This window comes from Bacillus sp. SH7-1 (assembly GCF_008042405.1).
Lineage (GTDB): Bacteria > Bacillota > Bacilli > Bacillales > Bacillaceae_G > Bacillus_A > Bacillus_A thuringiensis_N.
This window is the reverse complement of sequence record NZ_QNUD01000047.1, coordinates 1-14,796: the sequence shown is the minus strand read 5'-3', so window position 1 is coordinate 14,796 and position 14,796 is coordinate 1. Positions and strand designations below refer to the sequence as shown.

The following is a 14,796-nucleotide window of genomic DNA, read 5'->3' as shown; positions in this document are numbered from 1 at the left end:
GGACGTCGCCAAGCAACTAAAAACACAAGTCTTTTGACTTGTGTTTTTTTATTTCCCATGAAATAGGCTCGGTTCTGCTAGTAAAAAAGCCGAAATATAGTAAGGGATTTTTTGAGCAGAAATATTAAGGAATTGATAAATAAACGGGTAATCTTCAGAACCATAGCTTCCAAGTAAATCATACCACCAATCTGTTTCGTATCTAGAAATCATACTTAAATTGTAGAGCAATAAATAATGAACAAGAAGTTCGGGTAATACAGGTTTAGGATTTCTAGGGTCAGTTGTAAGTGGTAAGTAATAAGTATCAGCAAGATATTCGTAGTATAAGGGCGTACTATATATAGGATTCCACGATTGGATAGGAGCTGTAAAAAGCAAATTCGATTCGCTCGTTTTCCCAGGGATATGTTGCATGGATAAATGCTTACAAGTTGATTCAATGTAACGTGAAAATCTTTCTGTAGTCATATGGAGTCGATCTAGTATGTTGACTGAAAAAGAAAGCTCATTTGTATGTGTTGAATCAATTTTATATAAAGTGGCACCTCTTTGACTATAGCGAAATAAGTTTTGTAATTCAGGAATATTTCCCATTAAATCCAACATGTTAAACTTCTCTGATTCTAAGTGTTTCATGTGAAACAGCTGTTCTGCAACATGAGTAAATAATCCGTTTTTTTGTACCTTCACCTCATCTTCTAAAAATTGATATCCTTGTTTTTTTCGTTTACGGGTCGTAACACCATGAGCTAAAACAGTAGTGGATTCTGGATAGTTAGGATCAATGGTTAGTAAGCAGGCTTTAAAAAGTTGGCTCATTCCATAAAACAATAACATTGGTTGAATTGAAAAAGGGGATACTTTATATAATTCATAATAATTTTTTCCATGTTCTAAGTAATAAATAAAGGGATAACAATTTTCAAAACTTTTTTTTTCAGCATCTTGTATGGAGGATTTTTCATAACAACGGGCAAGATAACGTTGTACATTTTGAGATGAAAAGAAGAAACTTAATTGCTGCCAAGTACAATGTGTTTGATGCATATATTACGCTCCTTTTATTGTCTAAAAATTCTAACATATATATACGTCCTTGACAGTATTTTAACCAATTGATAAGCTACTAATAATAATTTCTGGTATCATGGGGGGAACAATTATGTGGGAATCTAAATTTGTTAAAGAAGGTTTGACTTTTGATGACGTATTACTTGTACCAGCAAAGTCAGATGTACTACCAAGAGAAGTAAGTGTTAAAACAGTTTTATCTGAAAGCTTACAGTTAAACATCCCGTTAATTAGTGCAGGAATGGATACAGTAACAGAAGCTGATATGGCTATTGCAATGGCTCGTCAAGGCGGTTTAGGAATTATTCATAAAAACATGTCTATTGAACAACAAGCAGAGCAAGTTGATAAAGTAAAACGTTCTGAAAGTGGCGTTATTTCAGATCCTTTCTTTTTAACTCCAGAACATCAAGTGTATGATGCAGAGCATCTTATGGGAAAATACCGTATCTCAGGTGTACCGGTTGTAAATAATTTAGATGAGCGAAAGCTAGTTGGTATTATCACAAACCGTGATATGCGTTTTATCCAAGACTACTCAATTAAAATTTCCGACGTAATGACAAAAGAACAGCTAATTACAGCTCCAGTTGGTACAACGCTAGAAGAAGCTGAAAAGATCCTACAAAAGTATAAAATTGAAAAACTCCCTCTTGTTGATAACAACGGTGTATTACAAGGGCTTATTACGATAAAAGATATTGAAAAAGTAATTGAATTCCCAAATTCTGCGAAGGATAAGCAAGGGCGCTTATTAGTTGGAGCAGCGGTTGGTGTAACGGCTGATGCTATGACTCGTATCGATGCATTAGTAAAAGCTAGCGTAGATGCAATCGTACTTGACACAGCTCATGGGCATTCTCAAGGTGTTATTGATAAAGTAAAAGAAGTTCGTGCAAAATATCCGTCACTAAACATTATCGCTGGAAATGTTGCTACTGCTGAAGCAACAAAAGCATTAATTGAAGCAGGTGCAAACGTAGTTAAAGTTGGTATTGGACCAGGCTCTATTTGTACAACACGTGTTGTAGCTGGCGTTGGTGTACCACAATTAACAGCGGTTTATGATTGTGCAACAGAAGCTCGTAAACACGGTATCCCAGTCATTGCCGATGGTGGTATTAAATACTCTGGTGATATGGTTAAAGCTTTAGCAGCAGGAGCACATGTTGTTATGCTAGGTAGCATGTTTGCTGGTGTTGCTGAAAGCCCAGGTGAAACTGAAATTTACCAAGGTCGCCAATTTAAAGTATATCGTGGTATGGGTTCTGTCGGAGCGATGGAAAAAGGAAGTAAAGATCGTTACTTCCAAGAAGGAAATAAAAAACTTGTTCCAGAAGGTATTGAAGGACGAGTACCATATAAAGGACCTTTAGCAGATACAGTTCACCAGTTAGTTGGTGGATTACGTGCAGGTATGGGCTATTGCGGAGCACAGAATTTAGAATTCTTACGTGAGAATGCACAGTTTATTCGCATGTCAGGTGCGGGTTTACTTGAAAGCCATCCTCACCACGTACAAATTACAAAAGAGGCTCCAAACTACTCATTATAATGTCTTATATACAAATAGACGGAGATTTGATATCTCTGTCTATTTTTTTTTGATTATGTTAGAATAACGGTTATGTGAGTACATAGATATTGGGGGTAGCAAAAGTGAAAGGTATGTTTTGCAAAAGGTTCATTGCGTTAGTAACAATGCTTACACTAGCTTGTAGTATGTTGTTACCATATAGCAATGCGTCAGCAGAAACAGGATCTGCTTTAAACATTGAAGCAGGTGCGGCAATTTTAGTTGAAGCGAATTCTGGTAAGATTTTATATCAAAAGAATGCAGATGAATTATTATCAATTGCTAGTATGACAAAAATGATGAGTGAATATTTAGTTCATGAAGCAGTGGATAAAGGAAAACTTAAGTGGGATCAAAAAATTAAGGTTTCTGAATATGCATATAAAGTTTCACAAGATGCTTCATTATCAAATGTTGCATTAGAAAATGGTGGCACTTATACAGTAAAAGAGTTATATGAGGCGATGGCAATCTTTTCTGCAAATGGTGCAACAATTGCATTAGCAGAAGCAATTGCGGATAAAGAAGTAAACTTCGTAAAAATGATGAATGATAAGGCGAAAGAACTAGGATTGAAAAATTATAAATTTGTCAATTCTACAGGCTTAACGAACAAAGATTTAAAAGGAATGCATCCTGAAGGTACACAACCGGATGAAGAAAATAAAATGTCTGCGAAGGATGTTGCAACTTTAGCACAACATCTACTTAAAGATTATCCTAAAGTATTAGATACAGCAAAAACTCCGATGAAAGTTTTCCGTCCCGAAAAAGAGAAATTTCAAATGTTGAACTGGAACTGGATGTTAAAAGGTTTATCTAAGGCATATGATGGTGTAGATGGTCTGAAAACAGGATCAACTCCAGAGGCAGGAGATTGTTTCACTGGTACAGTTGAAAGAAATGGAATGCGTTTTATTTCTGTAGTCATTAAAACAAATTCTCGTCAAGCACGTTTCGATGAGACAAAGAAGCTATATGATTACGGATTTGATAACTTTGAAATGAAGAAAGTGTATAAAAAAGGTTCTTCGATAAAAGGACATGAAACAGTACGAGTAGAAAATGCAAAAGATAAAGATGTAGCAGTTCAAACAAAACAAGCTGTTTCACTTCCAATGCCAAAGGGAAGTAAAGATGTTTATAAAACAGAATTAAAAGAAGCAAGTAAGGGACAAGAAGCACCTATTAAAAAGGGAGCTGCACTTGGCCAGATGGTAATTACACCAAAAGATACGAATGATCCTGGATTTTTATCTGGTAAGTCATTACAAATAGATCTTGTAACAACATCTGCAGTAGAAGAAGCGAATTGGTTTACTCGTTCTATGCGCGGAATCGGTTCTTTCTTTAGTGGTATATGGAATAGTGCTGTTGATACAGTAAAAGGTTGGTTTTAAAAGCTCCTCATTGTAGGGGCTTTTTCTTATTCCTATTTTTCATACCGACTTTATGAAAAAGTAGTAGACAAGCATCTGATGGTTAGTGGTAGAATGTAAGAGTATTCTTAATTTTCGCCTTTAACGGGGAAAAGCAATTCACCTAGGGGGGTTTTTGTAACATGACAAATGTAACAGGGACAGAACGTGTAAAACGTGGAATGGCAGAAATGCAAAAAGGCGGCGTTATTATGGACGTAATTAACGCTGAACAAGCAAAAATTGCAGAAGAGGCAGGCGCAGTTGCTGTTATGGCATTAGAGCGCGTACCAGCAGATATTCGTGCAGCAGGTGGCGTTTCTCGTATGGCAGACCCAACGATCGTTGAAGAAGTTATGGGTGCTGTGTCAATTCCGGTTATGGCAAAATGCCGTATCGGTCACCTTGTAGAAGCACGTGTATTAGAATCATTAGGGGTAGACTATATCGATGAGAGTGAAGTATTAACTCCTGCCGATGAAGTATACCATTTAAATAAACGTGATTACACAGTTCCGTTTGTATGTGGTTGCCGTGATATCGGAGAAGCTGCACGTCGTATTGCAGAAGGTGCATCTATGCTTCGTACAAAAGGTGAACCAGGAACAGGAAACATTGTAGAGGCAGTGCGTCATATGCGCCAAGTCAATGCAGAAATCCGTCAAGTTGCAAGTCTACGTGAAGATGAGTTAATGACATATGCAAAAAACACTGGTGCTCCTTATGAAGTACTACTTGAAATTAAACGCCTTGGTCGTTTGCCGGTTGTAAACTTTGCAGCAGGTGGTGTAGCAACACCAGCAGATGCAGCGTTAATGATGCAACTTGGTGCGGATGGTGTATTTGTTGGATCTGGTATCTTCAAATCAGAGAATCCAGAGAAATTTGCACGTGCAATCGTTGAAGCGACGACTCATTATGAGGATTACGAACTAATTGCAAGCCTTTCTAAAGGATTAGGTAATGCGATGAAAGGTATCGAAATTTCAACGTTATTACCAGAACAACGCATGCAAGAGCGCGGATGGTAATTGAAGGAGAACTTTAAAATGGTGAAAATCGGTGTACTAGGTCTTCAAGGTGCAGTTCGTGAGCATGTAAAATCAGTTGAGGCAAGTGGTGCAGAAGCTGTTGTTGTAAAGCGTATAGAGCAACTTGAAGAGATTGATGGTCTTATTTTACCAGGCGGTGAAAGTACAACAATGCGCCGTCTTATTGATAAGTATGCTTTCATGGAGCCACTTCGTACATTCGCGAAGTCTGGTAAACCAATGTTTGGTACATGTGCAGGAATGATTCTTCTTGCAAAAACACTTATTGGCTATGAAGAAGCACATATTGGTGCTATGGATATTACAGTTGAGCGCAATGCGTTCGGGCGTCAAAAAGATAGCTTCGAAGCTGCACTTTCTATTAAAGGTGTGGGAGAAGATTTTGTTGGCGTATTTATTCGTGCCCCGTATGTTGTAGATGTAGCAGATGATGTCGAAGTGCTTTCTACGCATGGCGACCGAATGGTAGCGGTAAAACAAAAACAGTTTTTAGCTGCTTCATTCCATCCGGAATTGACGGATGATCATCGTGTAACAGCATACTTTGTAGAAATGGTAAAAGAAGCGAAAATGAAAAAAGTTGTATAAGTAACTTGCAACTTGTATAAGATTATAGTAAATTGATGGTAACAATTTTATAAAATAAGCGTGTTGATAGGAAGTAGTAACAAATGTGGTTTCTTATAGAGAGTCGGTGGTTGGTGGAAATCGATAGAAACAGTTTGTGAATCCATCCTGGAATGGAATGTGGAATATCTTTATGATTAGTAAACGTTCCCGGTGAAGAGCCGTTATTTCTACTGGAGAGGAAGGCGGTAATGCTTTCAACTAGGGTGGCAACGCGGGTTAACTCCCGTCCCTTTATATAGGGACGGGAGTTTTTTGTGTTTTATAAAATAAAAGGAGGAGTATATAATGCTTGATATTAAATTTTTACGTACAAATTTTGAAGAAGTAAAAGCAAAGTTACAACATAGAGGCGAAGATTTAACTGACTTTGGTCGCTTTGAAGAGTTAGATACGAGAAGAAGAGAACTACTTGTTCAAACAGAGGAACTAAAAAGTAAACGTAATGAAGTATCTCAACAAATTTCTGTATTGAAGCGCGAAAAGAAAGATGCGGAAGCTCTAATTCTAGAAATGCGTGAAGTTGGAGAAAAAGTAAAAGATCTTGATAATGAACTTCGTACAGTTGAAGAAGATTTAGAAAGATTAATGTTATCTATTCCAAATATCCCTCATGAATCTGCTCCAGTTGGTGAAACAGAGGATGATAATGTAGTAGCGCGTACTTGGGGAGATGTGAAGGAATTTGCTTTTGAACCAAAACCACATTGGGATCTTGCTACAGATTTAGGAATTCTAGACTTTGAACGTGCTGGGAAAGTAACGGGAAGCCGTTTCGTATTCTATAAAGGTGCTGGCGCAAGGTTAGAGCGTGCTCTAATTAGCTTTATGCTTGATCTTCATACTGATGAGCACGGATACGAAGAAGTATTACCTCCGTATATGGTAAACCGTGCAAGTATGACAGGAACTGGACAACTTCCAAAGTTTGAAGAAGATGCATTCCGTATTGAAAGTGAAGATTACTTCTTAATTCCAACAGCTGAAGTACCTGTAACGAATATGCACCGTGATGAAATCTTAAATAAAGAGCAATTGCCTATAAGATATGCTGCATTTAGCTCTTGTTTCCGTTCTGAAGCAGGTTCAGCTGGCCGTGATACACGTGGTTTAATTCGTCAGCATCAGTTCAATAAAGTAGAGCTTGTAAAGTTCGTGAAACCAGAAGATTCTTATGAAGAGTTAGAAAAACTAACAAATGATGCAGAACGCGTGTTACAATTGTTAGAGTTGCCATATCGCGTTATGAGCATGTGCACAGGCGATTTAGGATTTACAGCAGCGAAAAAATACGATATCGAAGTATGGATTCCAAGCTATGGCACATATCGTGAAATTTCTTCTTGTAGTAATTTTGAGGCTTTCCAAGCGAGACGTGCAAATATCCGTTTCCGTCGTGAACCAAACGGAAAACCAGAACATGTTCATACATTAAATGGATCTGGTCTTGCAATTGGACGTACGGTGGCAGCTATTTTAGAGAATTACCAACAAGAAGATGGTACAATTATAATTCCAGAAGTTCTTCGCCCTTATATGGGAGGAAAAACAGTTATTAAGTAAATTTATAAACATTCATCGGTATGAGTGATTGGTAATTATGAGCGTTGTCAGTACTATAATGTAGGAGAGGGAAAGTAAAATTTTCCTTTCCTCATAATTTATTTTAGTAGGGTTGACTAACTGTTTTTCTTTTGATATTATATTTGATGTCAATATGGAGGTATACCCAAGTCTGGCTGAAGGGATCGGTCTTGAAAACCGACAGGCGGCGAGAGTCGCGCGGGGGTTCGAATCCCTCTACCTCCTCCAGATATAATTGACAACAGCGCATATAAGTGGAGATTGGAGAACTCGTTACCAACACGTAACGAGTTTTTATTTTAAAACCAATCATAAAGTATGGTGTAAGGCGATTTTGTCCTTATTACGCACTCATATTCCGATGATTATCTTCATAGATATGAAAGGAGTCAACATGGATCTTATTATACAAACGTTTCCTTTAGATGGAAAAACTTTATATTATGTACAATGTCCTGTCTGTAAGAACAATAGAATTTTAAACAGTGGTGCAAACGTATCGCGCATTATTAGCGATGATACATTCCGTAAACTTTGTGGTTGCACTTGTGATGTAAAACAAACTGCGACAAAAGTAGAGGCACCAAAAAAAGTTAAAAAAGAAGCTGTAAAGAAAGAAGCAGCTCCAAAACGTACAGGTAAAGTATTAACAGCAGTAATTAACGGGAAAGAAATGACTGTTAAAGAGATTGCTGAGACATACGATATTAGTACAAGTACGGTTCGTCAGCGTATTAACGCTGGAAAACCAGAGAGTGAAATTATTGCTCCAACAAAGAAGAAGTAATTTAATAGAAAAACCCGTGCGTATGCACGGGTTTTTTATTTTACAAGTTTACGTGTTTGTTTTAAAAAATGGCCAATTTTTTTTATGATTGGTTCAATAGAATCTCCATCTTTTAAAATATCGTATTCATTAATGTTTAATCGTAAAACAGGGCATGAATTAAAGTTATTGATCCAGTTTTCGTAACGCCCATGCATCTCTTTCCAATACTCAATTGGTGTTTGCTGCTCCATCGGGCGTCCGCGTTCTTGAATACGGTCTACAATATCATCGAAAGAACCCTCTAAGTAAATTAATAAGTCTGGATGAGGGAAGTAAGGAGTCATGACCATAGCGTCAAATAAACCTTTGTATGTTTCATAATCAGTTTCCGTCATTGTACCTTTTTCATGATGCATCTTTGCAAAAATGCCAGTGTCTTCATAGATAGAACGGTCTTGAATAAAACCGCCACCATATTCAAAAATTCTCTTTTGTTCTTTAAATCGTTCTGCTAAAAAGTATACTTGCAAGTGGAAGCTCCAGCGTGTGAAATCAGCATAGAACTTGTCCAAATATGGATTAGAATCTACTTTTTCAAATGATGTGCGATAACCTAAAGCGTTAGCTAGTGCAGTTGTCATAGTTGATTTTCCGACACCTACTGTTCCAGCGATAGTAATTACTGCATCATTTGGTATATCATATTTTTGCCTTAAATTCATTATTATTTCGACTCCTTTAAGAGAGTATTTTGAAGGGCGGATAGGATGACGTTTAAATCATCGGGATTTTGTACAAAATCCATATCGTCTCCGTTAAATTTTAATACCGGGATATCTGGATGGTCCTTTTTGAAAGTATCCATTGCTGTTTCGTAATCTTTTGTGAGCTGTAGTAAGTAATTTGGGTCCATATTTTTTTCGAATTCTCTTCCGCGCATTGCGATTCGCTTTTGTAATGTTTCCAGGCTAGCTGTTAAATAAACGATGACATTTGGCACAGGCATATCTTGTGTAAGGATACGATAGATTTGCATGTACTTGTCATATTGAGAATCTTTTAATGTACGGGATGCAAAAATTAAATTTTTAAATATATGATAATCCGCTATTACTGGCTTCCTTTGATTCAAATACTTTATGTTAATGTCTTCTAGTTGTTTGTATCTATTACAAAGAAAGAACATCTCTGTTTGAAAACTCCATTCGTCGATGTCTTCATAAAACTTTCCTAAAAAAGGGTTTTCATCAACAATCTCTTTTAGTAAGTGGAGTTGCATGTGAGCTGAAATTGCCTTCGCAAGTGAGGTTTTTCCAACACCAATTGGTCCTTCAACCGTGATAAATGGTACTCCGGTCACGCTGTTTCCTCCTTTCAATCAGTGATTTGCCGTGACTACTAAAAACACAAAACAGAATTATTGTAGCACAAGAGGGAAGCGAGCGGGTTAATTTGATATAAAAAGTTAGAAAATAGATATATGTATTAATTAAATTTTATTTGGGATGACGGTACTATATTTGCTTTTAATGTGGCTTCCATTATTTTTAAAGCATGCAGGTTATCCTGATCATGATTAGAGGCAATACAGTCCTGTGGTACATACAGTGTGTAATTTCTCATATGAGCATCGTTAGCTGTAAATAGAATACATATATTACCAGCTATTCCTGTTAATATTAGATTTTCTATTTTCAAATAACCTAATAAAGAATTTAAAGGTGTTTCATAAAAGGCAGAGTAATGTGGTTTAATAAAAATGTAATCGTCAGAATTTGGAGCAATCTTATGAATGATATTTTCACTATATTCATTTGTACAATGAGTAATTAGTTGGTCAATATCAGATCTCCAAAGTTGATAATGGTCATTAATATAAATTATGGGGTAGCCGAAGGATTTCATCGTTTTCTTTAATTGTAAAATAGGGTTTGTTATAATTTCGCATTTCTTGGCCAGGATGGGTCCGTGTGGAAATTGAAAATCATTAATCATATCGATAATGAGTAAGGCAGTATTCTTCATATGTAATCCCCTCTCTTTTTTCTTAGGGTGGATTGAATTTGTAAAAGTTATCCCATGTGTAGTAAATGGAAATAAGTGTACTTTATTTGTAATGAAAGGACTATGTTATGGAACGCGATCAAGATATTTATTTTATGCAGTTAGCAATAGAAGAGGCTAAAAAAGCAGAGGCAATACAAGAAGTACCGATTGGTGCAGTTATAGTGTTAGATGGTAAGGTAATTAGTGTTGCTCATAATTTAAGGGAAACTGAGCAAAGATCAATAGCTCACGCTGAGTTGTTAGCTATTGATGAGGCGTGCAAAAAATTAGGGACATGGCGTTTAGAAGATGCGACGTTATATGTAACATTAGAGCCTTGTCCGATGTGTGCGGGTGGAATTGTTTTATCACGAGTGAAGCGAGTTGTATATGGTGCAAGTGACCCAAAAGGTGGATGTGCAGGGACATTGATGAATCTTTTAACGGATGAACGCTTTAATCATCAATGTGAAGTAGTAGCTGGTGTATTAGAAGAAGAATGCGGTACGCTGTTAACAAACTTTTTTAGAGAACTTCGTAAAAAAAGAAAAGCGATCAAGAAATTAGAGAAAAGCAACGAGAATTAACGTATTTGCATTTTATAAAAAAACAAGTTATACTGATAGTGCCTTTAATGAAGGCAACCGAATATTGGTTTTAACTTTGCCGTGCTAAGCGGGGAGGTAGCGGTGCCCTATACTCGCAATCCGCTCTAGCGAGGCCGAATCCCTTCTCGAGGTTATGTTGCTGTAAGGCCTGCCTTAAGTAAGTGGTGTTGACGTTTGGGTCCTGCGCAACGGGACCCCGTGAACCTTGTCAGGTCCGGAAGGAAGCAGCAATAAGCGGGTTTTCTCGTGTGCCGCAGGAGTGCCTGAACCGAGCTAACTGCTTAAGTAACGCTTATGGTACGTAATCGACAGAAGGTGCACGGCAGTTATATATGTATACAAAACTCACCTTAATATTAAGGTGGGTTTTTTGTATAGAAAATAACTTTTGGAATCTATAAACAGAATGGGTTATAATAAATGAGATAATAACCTTTGAGGGAGGCCGTATTTTCGTGTCATACCAAGCGTTATACCGAACATGGAGACCGCAGAAATTTGAAGATGTAGTCGGTCAAAAGCACGTGACAAAAACGTTGCAAAATGCCCTTCTTCAAGAGAAAGTTTCACATGCGTATTTATTTTCTGGCCCGAGGGGAACAGGGAAAACGACAATTGCAAAAGTATTTGCAAAAGCAATCAACTGTGAACATGCTCCGGTAGCTGAACCTTGTAATGAATGTCCCTCTTGTTTAGGGATTACGCAAGGATCTATTTCAGATGTATTAGAAATTGATGCGGCTTCAAATAACGGTGTAGATGAAATTCGAGATATTAGAGATAAAGTAAAATATGCTCCAAGTGCTGTAGAATATAAAGTATACATTATTGATGAAGTTCACATGCTTTCCATGGGTGCCTTCAATGCGCTTTTAAAAACGTTAGAAGAGCCGCCAGGACATGTCATCTTTATTTTGGCAACAACAGAACCGCATAAGATACCGCCTACAATCATTTCACGTTGTCAGCGTTTCGAATTCCGAAAAATATCAGTAAATGATATTGTTGAGAGATTATCGACGGTTGTGACCAATGAAGGTACGCAAGTAGAAGATGAGGCGTTACAAATTGTTGCGCGTGCCGCTGAAGGTGGTATGCGTGATGCGCTTAGTCTTATTGATCAGGCGATATCTTATAGTGATGAGACAGTTACGACAGAAGATGTATTAGCTGTAACGGGTTCTGTTTCTCAGCAATACTTAGGCAACTTAGTAGAATGTATACGTGAAAATGATGTATCAAGAGCATTACGTATCATAGATGAGATGATGGGTAAAGGGAAAGATCCGGTTCGCTTTATGGAGGATTTCATTTACTATTATCGTGATATGCTTTTATATCAAACTTCACCACAACTGGAACATATGTTGGAACGAGTAATGGTAGATGAGCAATTCCGGATGTTAAGTGAAGAAATGCAACCGGAAGTAATCTATGAAATCATTCATACTCTTAGTAAGGGACAACAGGAAATGAAGTGGACAAATCATCCACGAATTTTCTTAGAAGTTGTTATGGTACAACTGTGTCAACAGTTTATGATGCAAGCAAACGGTGCAGATCGTTTACAAGCAATTATGAACAGGATGCAGCAATTGGAGAAAGAGTTAGAACAAGTCAAAAAGAATGGTGTGCCGGCTGGTGTGCAGCAGGAAGTCAGAGAGACACGTGCAGCACCAAAACCAGTGCGGACAGGTAGTATGAAGATTCCTGTCGGACGCGTAAATGAAGTATTAAAGCAAGCAAAGCGTCAAGATTTAGAACAATTAAAAGCTGTATGGGGTGAGTTGCTAGGAAGACTCAAAGCATACAACAAAGTAGCGTTTGCTGTTTTATTAGAAAATAGTGAACCGGTAGCGGCTTCGGATGATACTTACGTTTTAGCGTTTCAATATGAGATTCACTGTAAAATGGCAAGCGAAAATCGAGAAGCTATGGATACAGTGGAACAAGCCTTATTTGAATTGCTAAGTAAAAGATTAAATATGATTGCCATTCCAAAAAGTGAATGGGGTAAAATCCGTGAAGATTTTTTACAGCGTGAAGGTGGGGATTCTGAAGAAAGCCCAGAGAAGAAAGAAGATCCTCTTATAGAAGAGGCAGTAAAATTAGTAGGGCAAGAACTTATTGAAATAAAAGAGTAATAATAATTAGGAGGAATTAATTATGATGCGTGGCGGAATGGGAAATATGAATAACATGATGAAACAAATGCAAAAAATGCAAAAAGATATGGCAAAAGCGCAAGAAGAACTTGGAGAAAAGACAGTTGAAGGTACAGCTGGCGGCGGTATGATTACAGTTATTGCAAATGGTCATAAGCAAATTCTTGAAGTGAAAGTTAAAGAAGAAGTTGTAGATCCAGAAGATATCGAAATGTTACAAGACTTAGTGTTAGCTGCAACGAATGATGCGCTTAAAAAAGCTGATGAACTTTCAAACTCTACAATGGGTAAATTTACAAAAGGCTTAAACTTACCAGGTGGGATGTTCTAGGAGGATATTGATATATGCATTATCCAGAACCAATATCAAAACTAATTGATAGTTTTATGAAATTGCCAGGAATCGGACCGAAAACAGCGGTTCGATTGGCATTTTTCGTATTAGATATGAAAGAAGACGATGTGTTAGGTTTTGCGAAAGCACTTGTAAATGCGAAGCGAGACTTAGCATATTGTTCTGTATGCGGGCATATTACTGACCGTGATCCTTGTTATATTTGTAACGATTCACATCGAGATCAATCAGTTGTTTGTGTCGTGCAAGAACCGAAAGATGTAATCGCAATGGAAAAAATGAAAGAGTATCAAGGTGTATATCATGTGTTACGTGGTGCTATCTCTCCAATGGAGGGAATTGGACCGGAAGACATTAATATCCCGCAACTTTTAAAACGACTGCACGATGAAACGGTACAAGAAGTGATATTAGCAACAAATCCCAATATTGAAGGGGAAGCTACAGCGATGTATATATCCCGCCTCTTAAAGCCGACAGGTATTAAAGTAACTCGTATTGCACATGGTCTGCCAGTTGGTGGAGATTTAGAATATGCAGATGAAGTGACACTGTCGAAAGCGTTAGAAGGTCGTAGAGAAGTATAAGAGGAGAAACAAAAATGTTCTTTCAAAAAAAGGGTAAATTGCGTAAAGAGTATGATGATAAGCTAATTGTACTATTAGAAAAAGTGAAGAACGAATGGTTACGTCAGAAGAGAATGGTTGAACAAAGTGTGGAACCATCTCAAGATGTACTTTGTTCTTTAAAAATAGCAGAGGCGAAATATTTCTTCTTGTTAAAAGAGGCAAAACGTCGTCCTGTAAAAATGGAACAATGGTAAAAGGTTCTGCTGAAAAAGCAGAACCTTTTATTTTATTTGTTAAACATGTAGTGGCCACTTCGCTTGGACGGAGCGATTAACGGTTTTTATGAAGAAAGTGTTAACGAATAAAGATTAGTAGGATAAAACGATTGGTGTTATATGATAAATGTTCTTTTTCCTCGCCTTGTCCCATACAAATAATTATGTATAGGTCATTCATAAGGAGGAAAAAATGAATTCTACAATTATTATTGGTGGTATTCTTGCGTTAGTTTTTATTTTCCTTGTTTTTGGTGTTTCTTCTAAGCCGTTACGATTCATAGGAAAGGCACTCTTTCATATTACGTTAGGAATAGCATTACTCTTTATCGTAAATGTCGTAGGAACATATTTTGATTTTCATATTCCAATTAATTTGGGTACAGCGGCGATCACAAGTTTATTAGGGCTACCCGGTGTTGCTGCATTAGTGGTTATTAAGCTTTATATCATGCCAAGATAAAAATTATTTTGGCATTTTTTTAAAAAGTGTTGACTAATAAATGATTAATATGGTAAATTAATAAGCGTCGTCAGGAACGAAAGAAAAAAGTTGTTGACGGATTTAACGAAAAATGTTAAATTATAAAAGTCGCTGAAACGCGATGTTGAACTTTGAAAACTAAACGAAACAAACAACGTGAAACGTCAATTTTTATTTTAGATGCTAGACAAACT

16 protein-coding genes, 1 tRNA gene, 1 other RNA gene and 1 other annotated feature are annotated in these 14,796 nt (G+C 37.1%); of the genes, 14 read left to right on the top strand and 4 right to left on the bottom strand.

Going from position 1 to position 14,796, the window contains the following annotated elements; genetic code table 11:
- Positions 1-48: 48 nt before the first annotated feature.
- Positions 49-1,050, bottom strand: a complete 1,002-nt coding sequence (locus tag DN390_RS27585) for a YaaC family protein (RefSeq protein WP_147809016.1) — start codon at positions 1,048-1,050, stop codon at positions 49-51.
- Between the two features lie 115 nt (positions 1,051-1,165).
- Between DN390_RS27585 and guaB the strand changes: the two genes are divergently transcribed.
- The 7 genes from guaB to DN390_RS27550 all read left to right on the top strand — a co-directional run bounded on the left by guaB (position 1,166) and on the right by DN390_RS27550 (position 8,118).
- Positions 1,166-2,629: an IMP dehydrogenase gene (gene guaB / locus DN390_RS27580; protein ID WP_060629155.1), complete on the top strand. Its 1,464-nt coding sequence runs from the start codon at positions 1,166-1,168 to the stop codon at positions 2,627-2,629.
- A 113-nt stretch (positions 2,630-2,742) separates the two neighbouring features.
- The gene (locus DN390_RS27575) at positions 2,743-4,050 is read left to right on the top strand and encodes a D-alanyl-D-alanine carboxypeptidase family protein (protein ID WP_140350411.1); all 1,308 of its coding nucleotides are present in this window, start codon (positions 2,743-2,745) and stop codon (positions 4,048-4,050) included.
- 161 nt (positions 4,051-4,211) lie between these two features.
- A complete protein-coding gene (gene pdxS / locus DN390_RS27570) occupies positions 4,212-5,099 on the top strand; it encodes a pyridoxal 5'-phosphate synthase lyase subunit PdxS (protein ID WP_000186157.1) in 888 nt (295 codons plus the stop codon).
- Positions 5,100-5,117: 18 nt separating this feature from the next.
- A complete protein-coding gene (gene pdxT / locus DN390_RS27565) occupies positions 5,118-5,708 on the top strand; it encodes a pyridoxal 5'-phosphate synthase glutaminase subunit PdxT (protein ID WP_060629157.1) in 591 nt (196 codons plus the stop codon).
- A 54-nt stretch (positions 5,709-5,762) separates the two neighbouring features.
- Positions 5,763-5,984 (top strand) — a binding site (T-box leader).
- A 51-nt stretch (positions 5,985-6,035) separates the two neighbouring features.
- Positions 6,036-7,310, top strand: coding sequence for a serine--tRNA ligase (gene serS / locus DN390_RS27560; protein WP_060629158.1), 1,275 nt, complete (start codon positions 6,036-6,038; stop codon positions 7,308-7,310).
- Between the two features lie 156 nt (positions 7,311-7,466).
- Positions 7,467-7,559: transfer RNA gene (locus DN390_RS27555), tRNA-Ser, on the top strand.
- Positions 7,560-7,725: 166 nt separating this feature from the next.
- A complete protein-coding gene (locus tag DN390_RS27550) occupies positions 7,726-8,118 on the top strand; it encodes a sigma factor-like helix-turn-helix DNA-binding protein (RefSeq protein WP_060629159.1) in 393 nt (130 codons plus the stop codon).
- Positions 8,119-8,153: 35 nt separating this feature from the next.
- Here the strand turns inward: DN390_RS27550 and DN390_RS27545 are convergent, their stop codons facing one another.
- From DN390_RS27545 to DN390_RS27535, 3 genes are all read right to left on the bottom strand, one after another.
- Positions 8,154-8,822, bottom strand: a complete 669-nt coding sequence (locus DN390_RS27545; RefSeq protein ID WP_060629160.1) for a deoxynucleoside kinase — start codon at positions 8,820-8,822, stop codon at positions 8,154-8,156.
- A 2-nt stretch (positions 8,823-8,824) separates the two neighbouring features.
- Entirely contained in the window at positions 8,825-9,460 is a 636-nt protein-coding gene (locus tag DN390_RS27540; protein ID WP_060629161.1) for a deoxynucleoside kinase, read from the bottom strand.
- 125 nt (positions 9,461-9,585) lie between these two features.
- Complete coding sequence (locus DN390_RS27535; protein ID WP_147809015.1) at positions 9,586-10,125, bottom strand: cysteine hydrolase family protein; 540 nt, start codon at positions 10,123-10,125, stop codon at positions 9,586-9,588.
- 107 nt (positions 10,126-10,232) lie between these two features.
- Between DN390_RS27535 and tadA the strand changes: the two genes are divergently transcribed.
- From tadA to DN390_RS27495, 7 genes are all read left to right on the top strand, one after another.
- On the top strand, positions 10,233-10,733 hold the full coding sequence (tadA, locus tag DN390_RS27525; RefSeq protein WP_060629164.1) for a tRNA adenosine(34) deaminase TadA: 501 nt from the start codon (positions 10,233-10,235) through the stop codon (positions 10,731-10,733).
- A gap of 79 nt (positions 10,734-10,812) precedes the next feature.
- An RNA gene (gene ffs / locus DN390_RS27520) (signal recognition particle sRNA large type) lies at positions 10,813-11,077 on the top strand.
- Positions 11,078-11,209: 132 nt separating this feature from the next.
- Positions 11,210-12,898, top strand: coding sequence for a DNA polymerase III subunit gamma/tau (gene dnaX, locus DN390_RS27515; RefSeq protein WP_060629165.1), 1,689 nt, complete (start codon positions 11,210-11,212; stop codon positions 12,896-12,898).
- 25 nt (positions 12,899-12,923) lie between these two features.
- The gene (locus DN390_RS27510) at positions 12,924-13,250 is read left to right on the top strand and encodes a YbaB/EbfC family nucleoid-associated protein (RefSeq protein ID WP_170930109.1); all 327 of its coding nucleotides are present in this window, start codon (positions 12,924-12,926) and stop codon (positions 13,248-13,250) included.
- A 14-nt stretch (positions 13,251-13,264) separates the two neighbouring features.
- Positions 13,265-13,861 (top strand): recombination protein RecR, encoded by a 597-nt coding sequence (recR, locus tag DN390_RS27505; RefSeq protein ID WP_000559169.1) that lies wholly within the window; start codon positions 13,265-13,267, stop codon positions 13,859-13,861.
- Between the two features lie 14 nt (positions 13,862-13,875).
- Positions 13,876-14,097, top strand: coding sequence for a YaaL family protein (locus DN390_RS27500; RefSeq protein WP_000466020.1), 222 nt, complete (start codon positions 13,876-13,878; stop codon positions 14,095-14,097).
- Between the two features lie 214 nt (positions 14,098-14,311).
- Positions 14,312-14,581, top strand: coding sequence for a pro-sigmaK processing inhibitor BofA family protein (locus DN390_RS27495; RefSeq protein ID WP_060629166.1), 270 nt, complete (start codon positions 14,312-14,314; stop codon positions 14,579-14,581).
- The last annotated feature ends 215 nt before the right edge of the window (positions 14,582-14,796 follow it).

Coding starts and splice junctions, on each gene's coding strand:
- DN390_RS27585 (WP_147809016.1), bottom strand. CDS start 1,050: ATGCATCAAACACATTGTACTTGGCAGCAATTAAGTTTCTTCTTTTCA.
- guaB (WP_060629155.1), top strand. CDS start 1,166: ATGTGGGAATCTAAATTTGTTAAAGAAGGTTTGACTTTTGATGACGTA.
- DN390_RS27575 (WP_140350411.1), top strand. CDS start 2,743: ATGTTTTGCAAAAGGTTCATTGCGTTAGTAACAATGCTTACACTAGCT.
- pdxS (WP_000186157.1), top strand. CDS start 4,212: ATGACAAATGTAACAGGGACAGAACGTGTAAAACGTGGAATGGCAGAA.
- pdxT (WP_060629157.1), top strand. CDS start 5,118: ATGGTGAAAATCGGTGTACTAGGTCTTCAAGGTGCAGTTCGTGAGCAT.
- serS (WP_060629158.1), top strand. CDS start 6,036: ATGCTTGATATTAAATTTTTACGTACAAATTTTGAAGAAGTAAAAGCA.
- DN390_RS27550 (WP_060629159.1), top strand. CDS start 7,726: ATGGATCTTATTATACAAACGTTTCCTTTAGATGGAAAAACTTTATAT.
- DN390_RS27545 (WP_060629160.1), bottom strand. CDS start 8,822: ATGAATTTAAGGCAAAAATATGATATACCAAATGATGCAGTAATTACT.
- DN390_RS27535 (WP_147809015.1), bottom strand. CDS start 10,125: ATGAAGAATACTGCCTTACTCATTATCGATATGATTAATGATTTTCAA.
- tadA (WP_060629164.1), top strand. CDS start 10,233: ATGGAACGCGATCAAGATATTTATTTTATGCAGTTAGCAATAGAAGAG.
- DN390_RS27510 (WP_170930109.1), top strand. CDS start 12,924: ATGCGTGGCGGAATGGGAAATATGAATAACATGATGAAACAAATGCAA.
- recR (WP_000559169.1), top strand. CDS start 13,265: ATGCATTATCCAGAACCAATATCAAAACTAATTGATAGTTTTATGAAA.
- DN390_RS27500 (WP_000466020.1), top strand. CDS start 13,876: ATGTTCTTTCAAAAAAAGGGTAAATTGCGTAAAGAGTATGATGATAAG.
- DN390_RS27495 (WP_060629166.1), top strand. CDS start 14,312: ATGAATTCTACAATTATTATTGGTGGTATTCTTGCGTTAGTTTTTATT.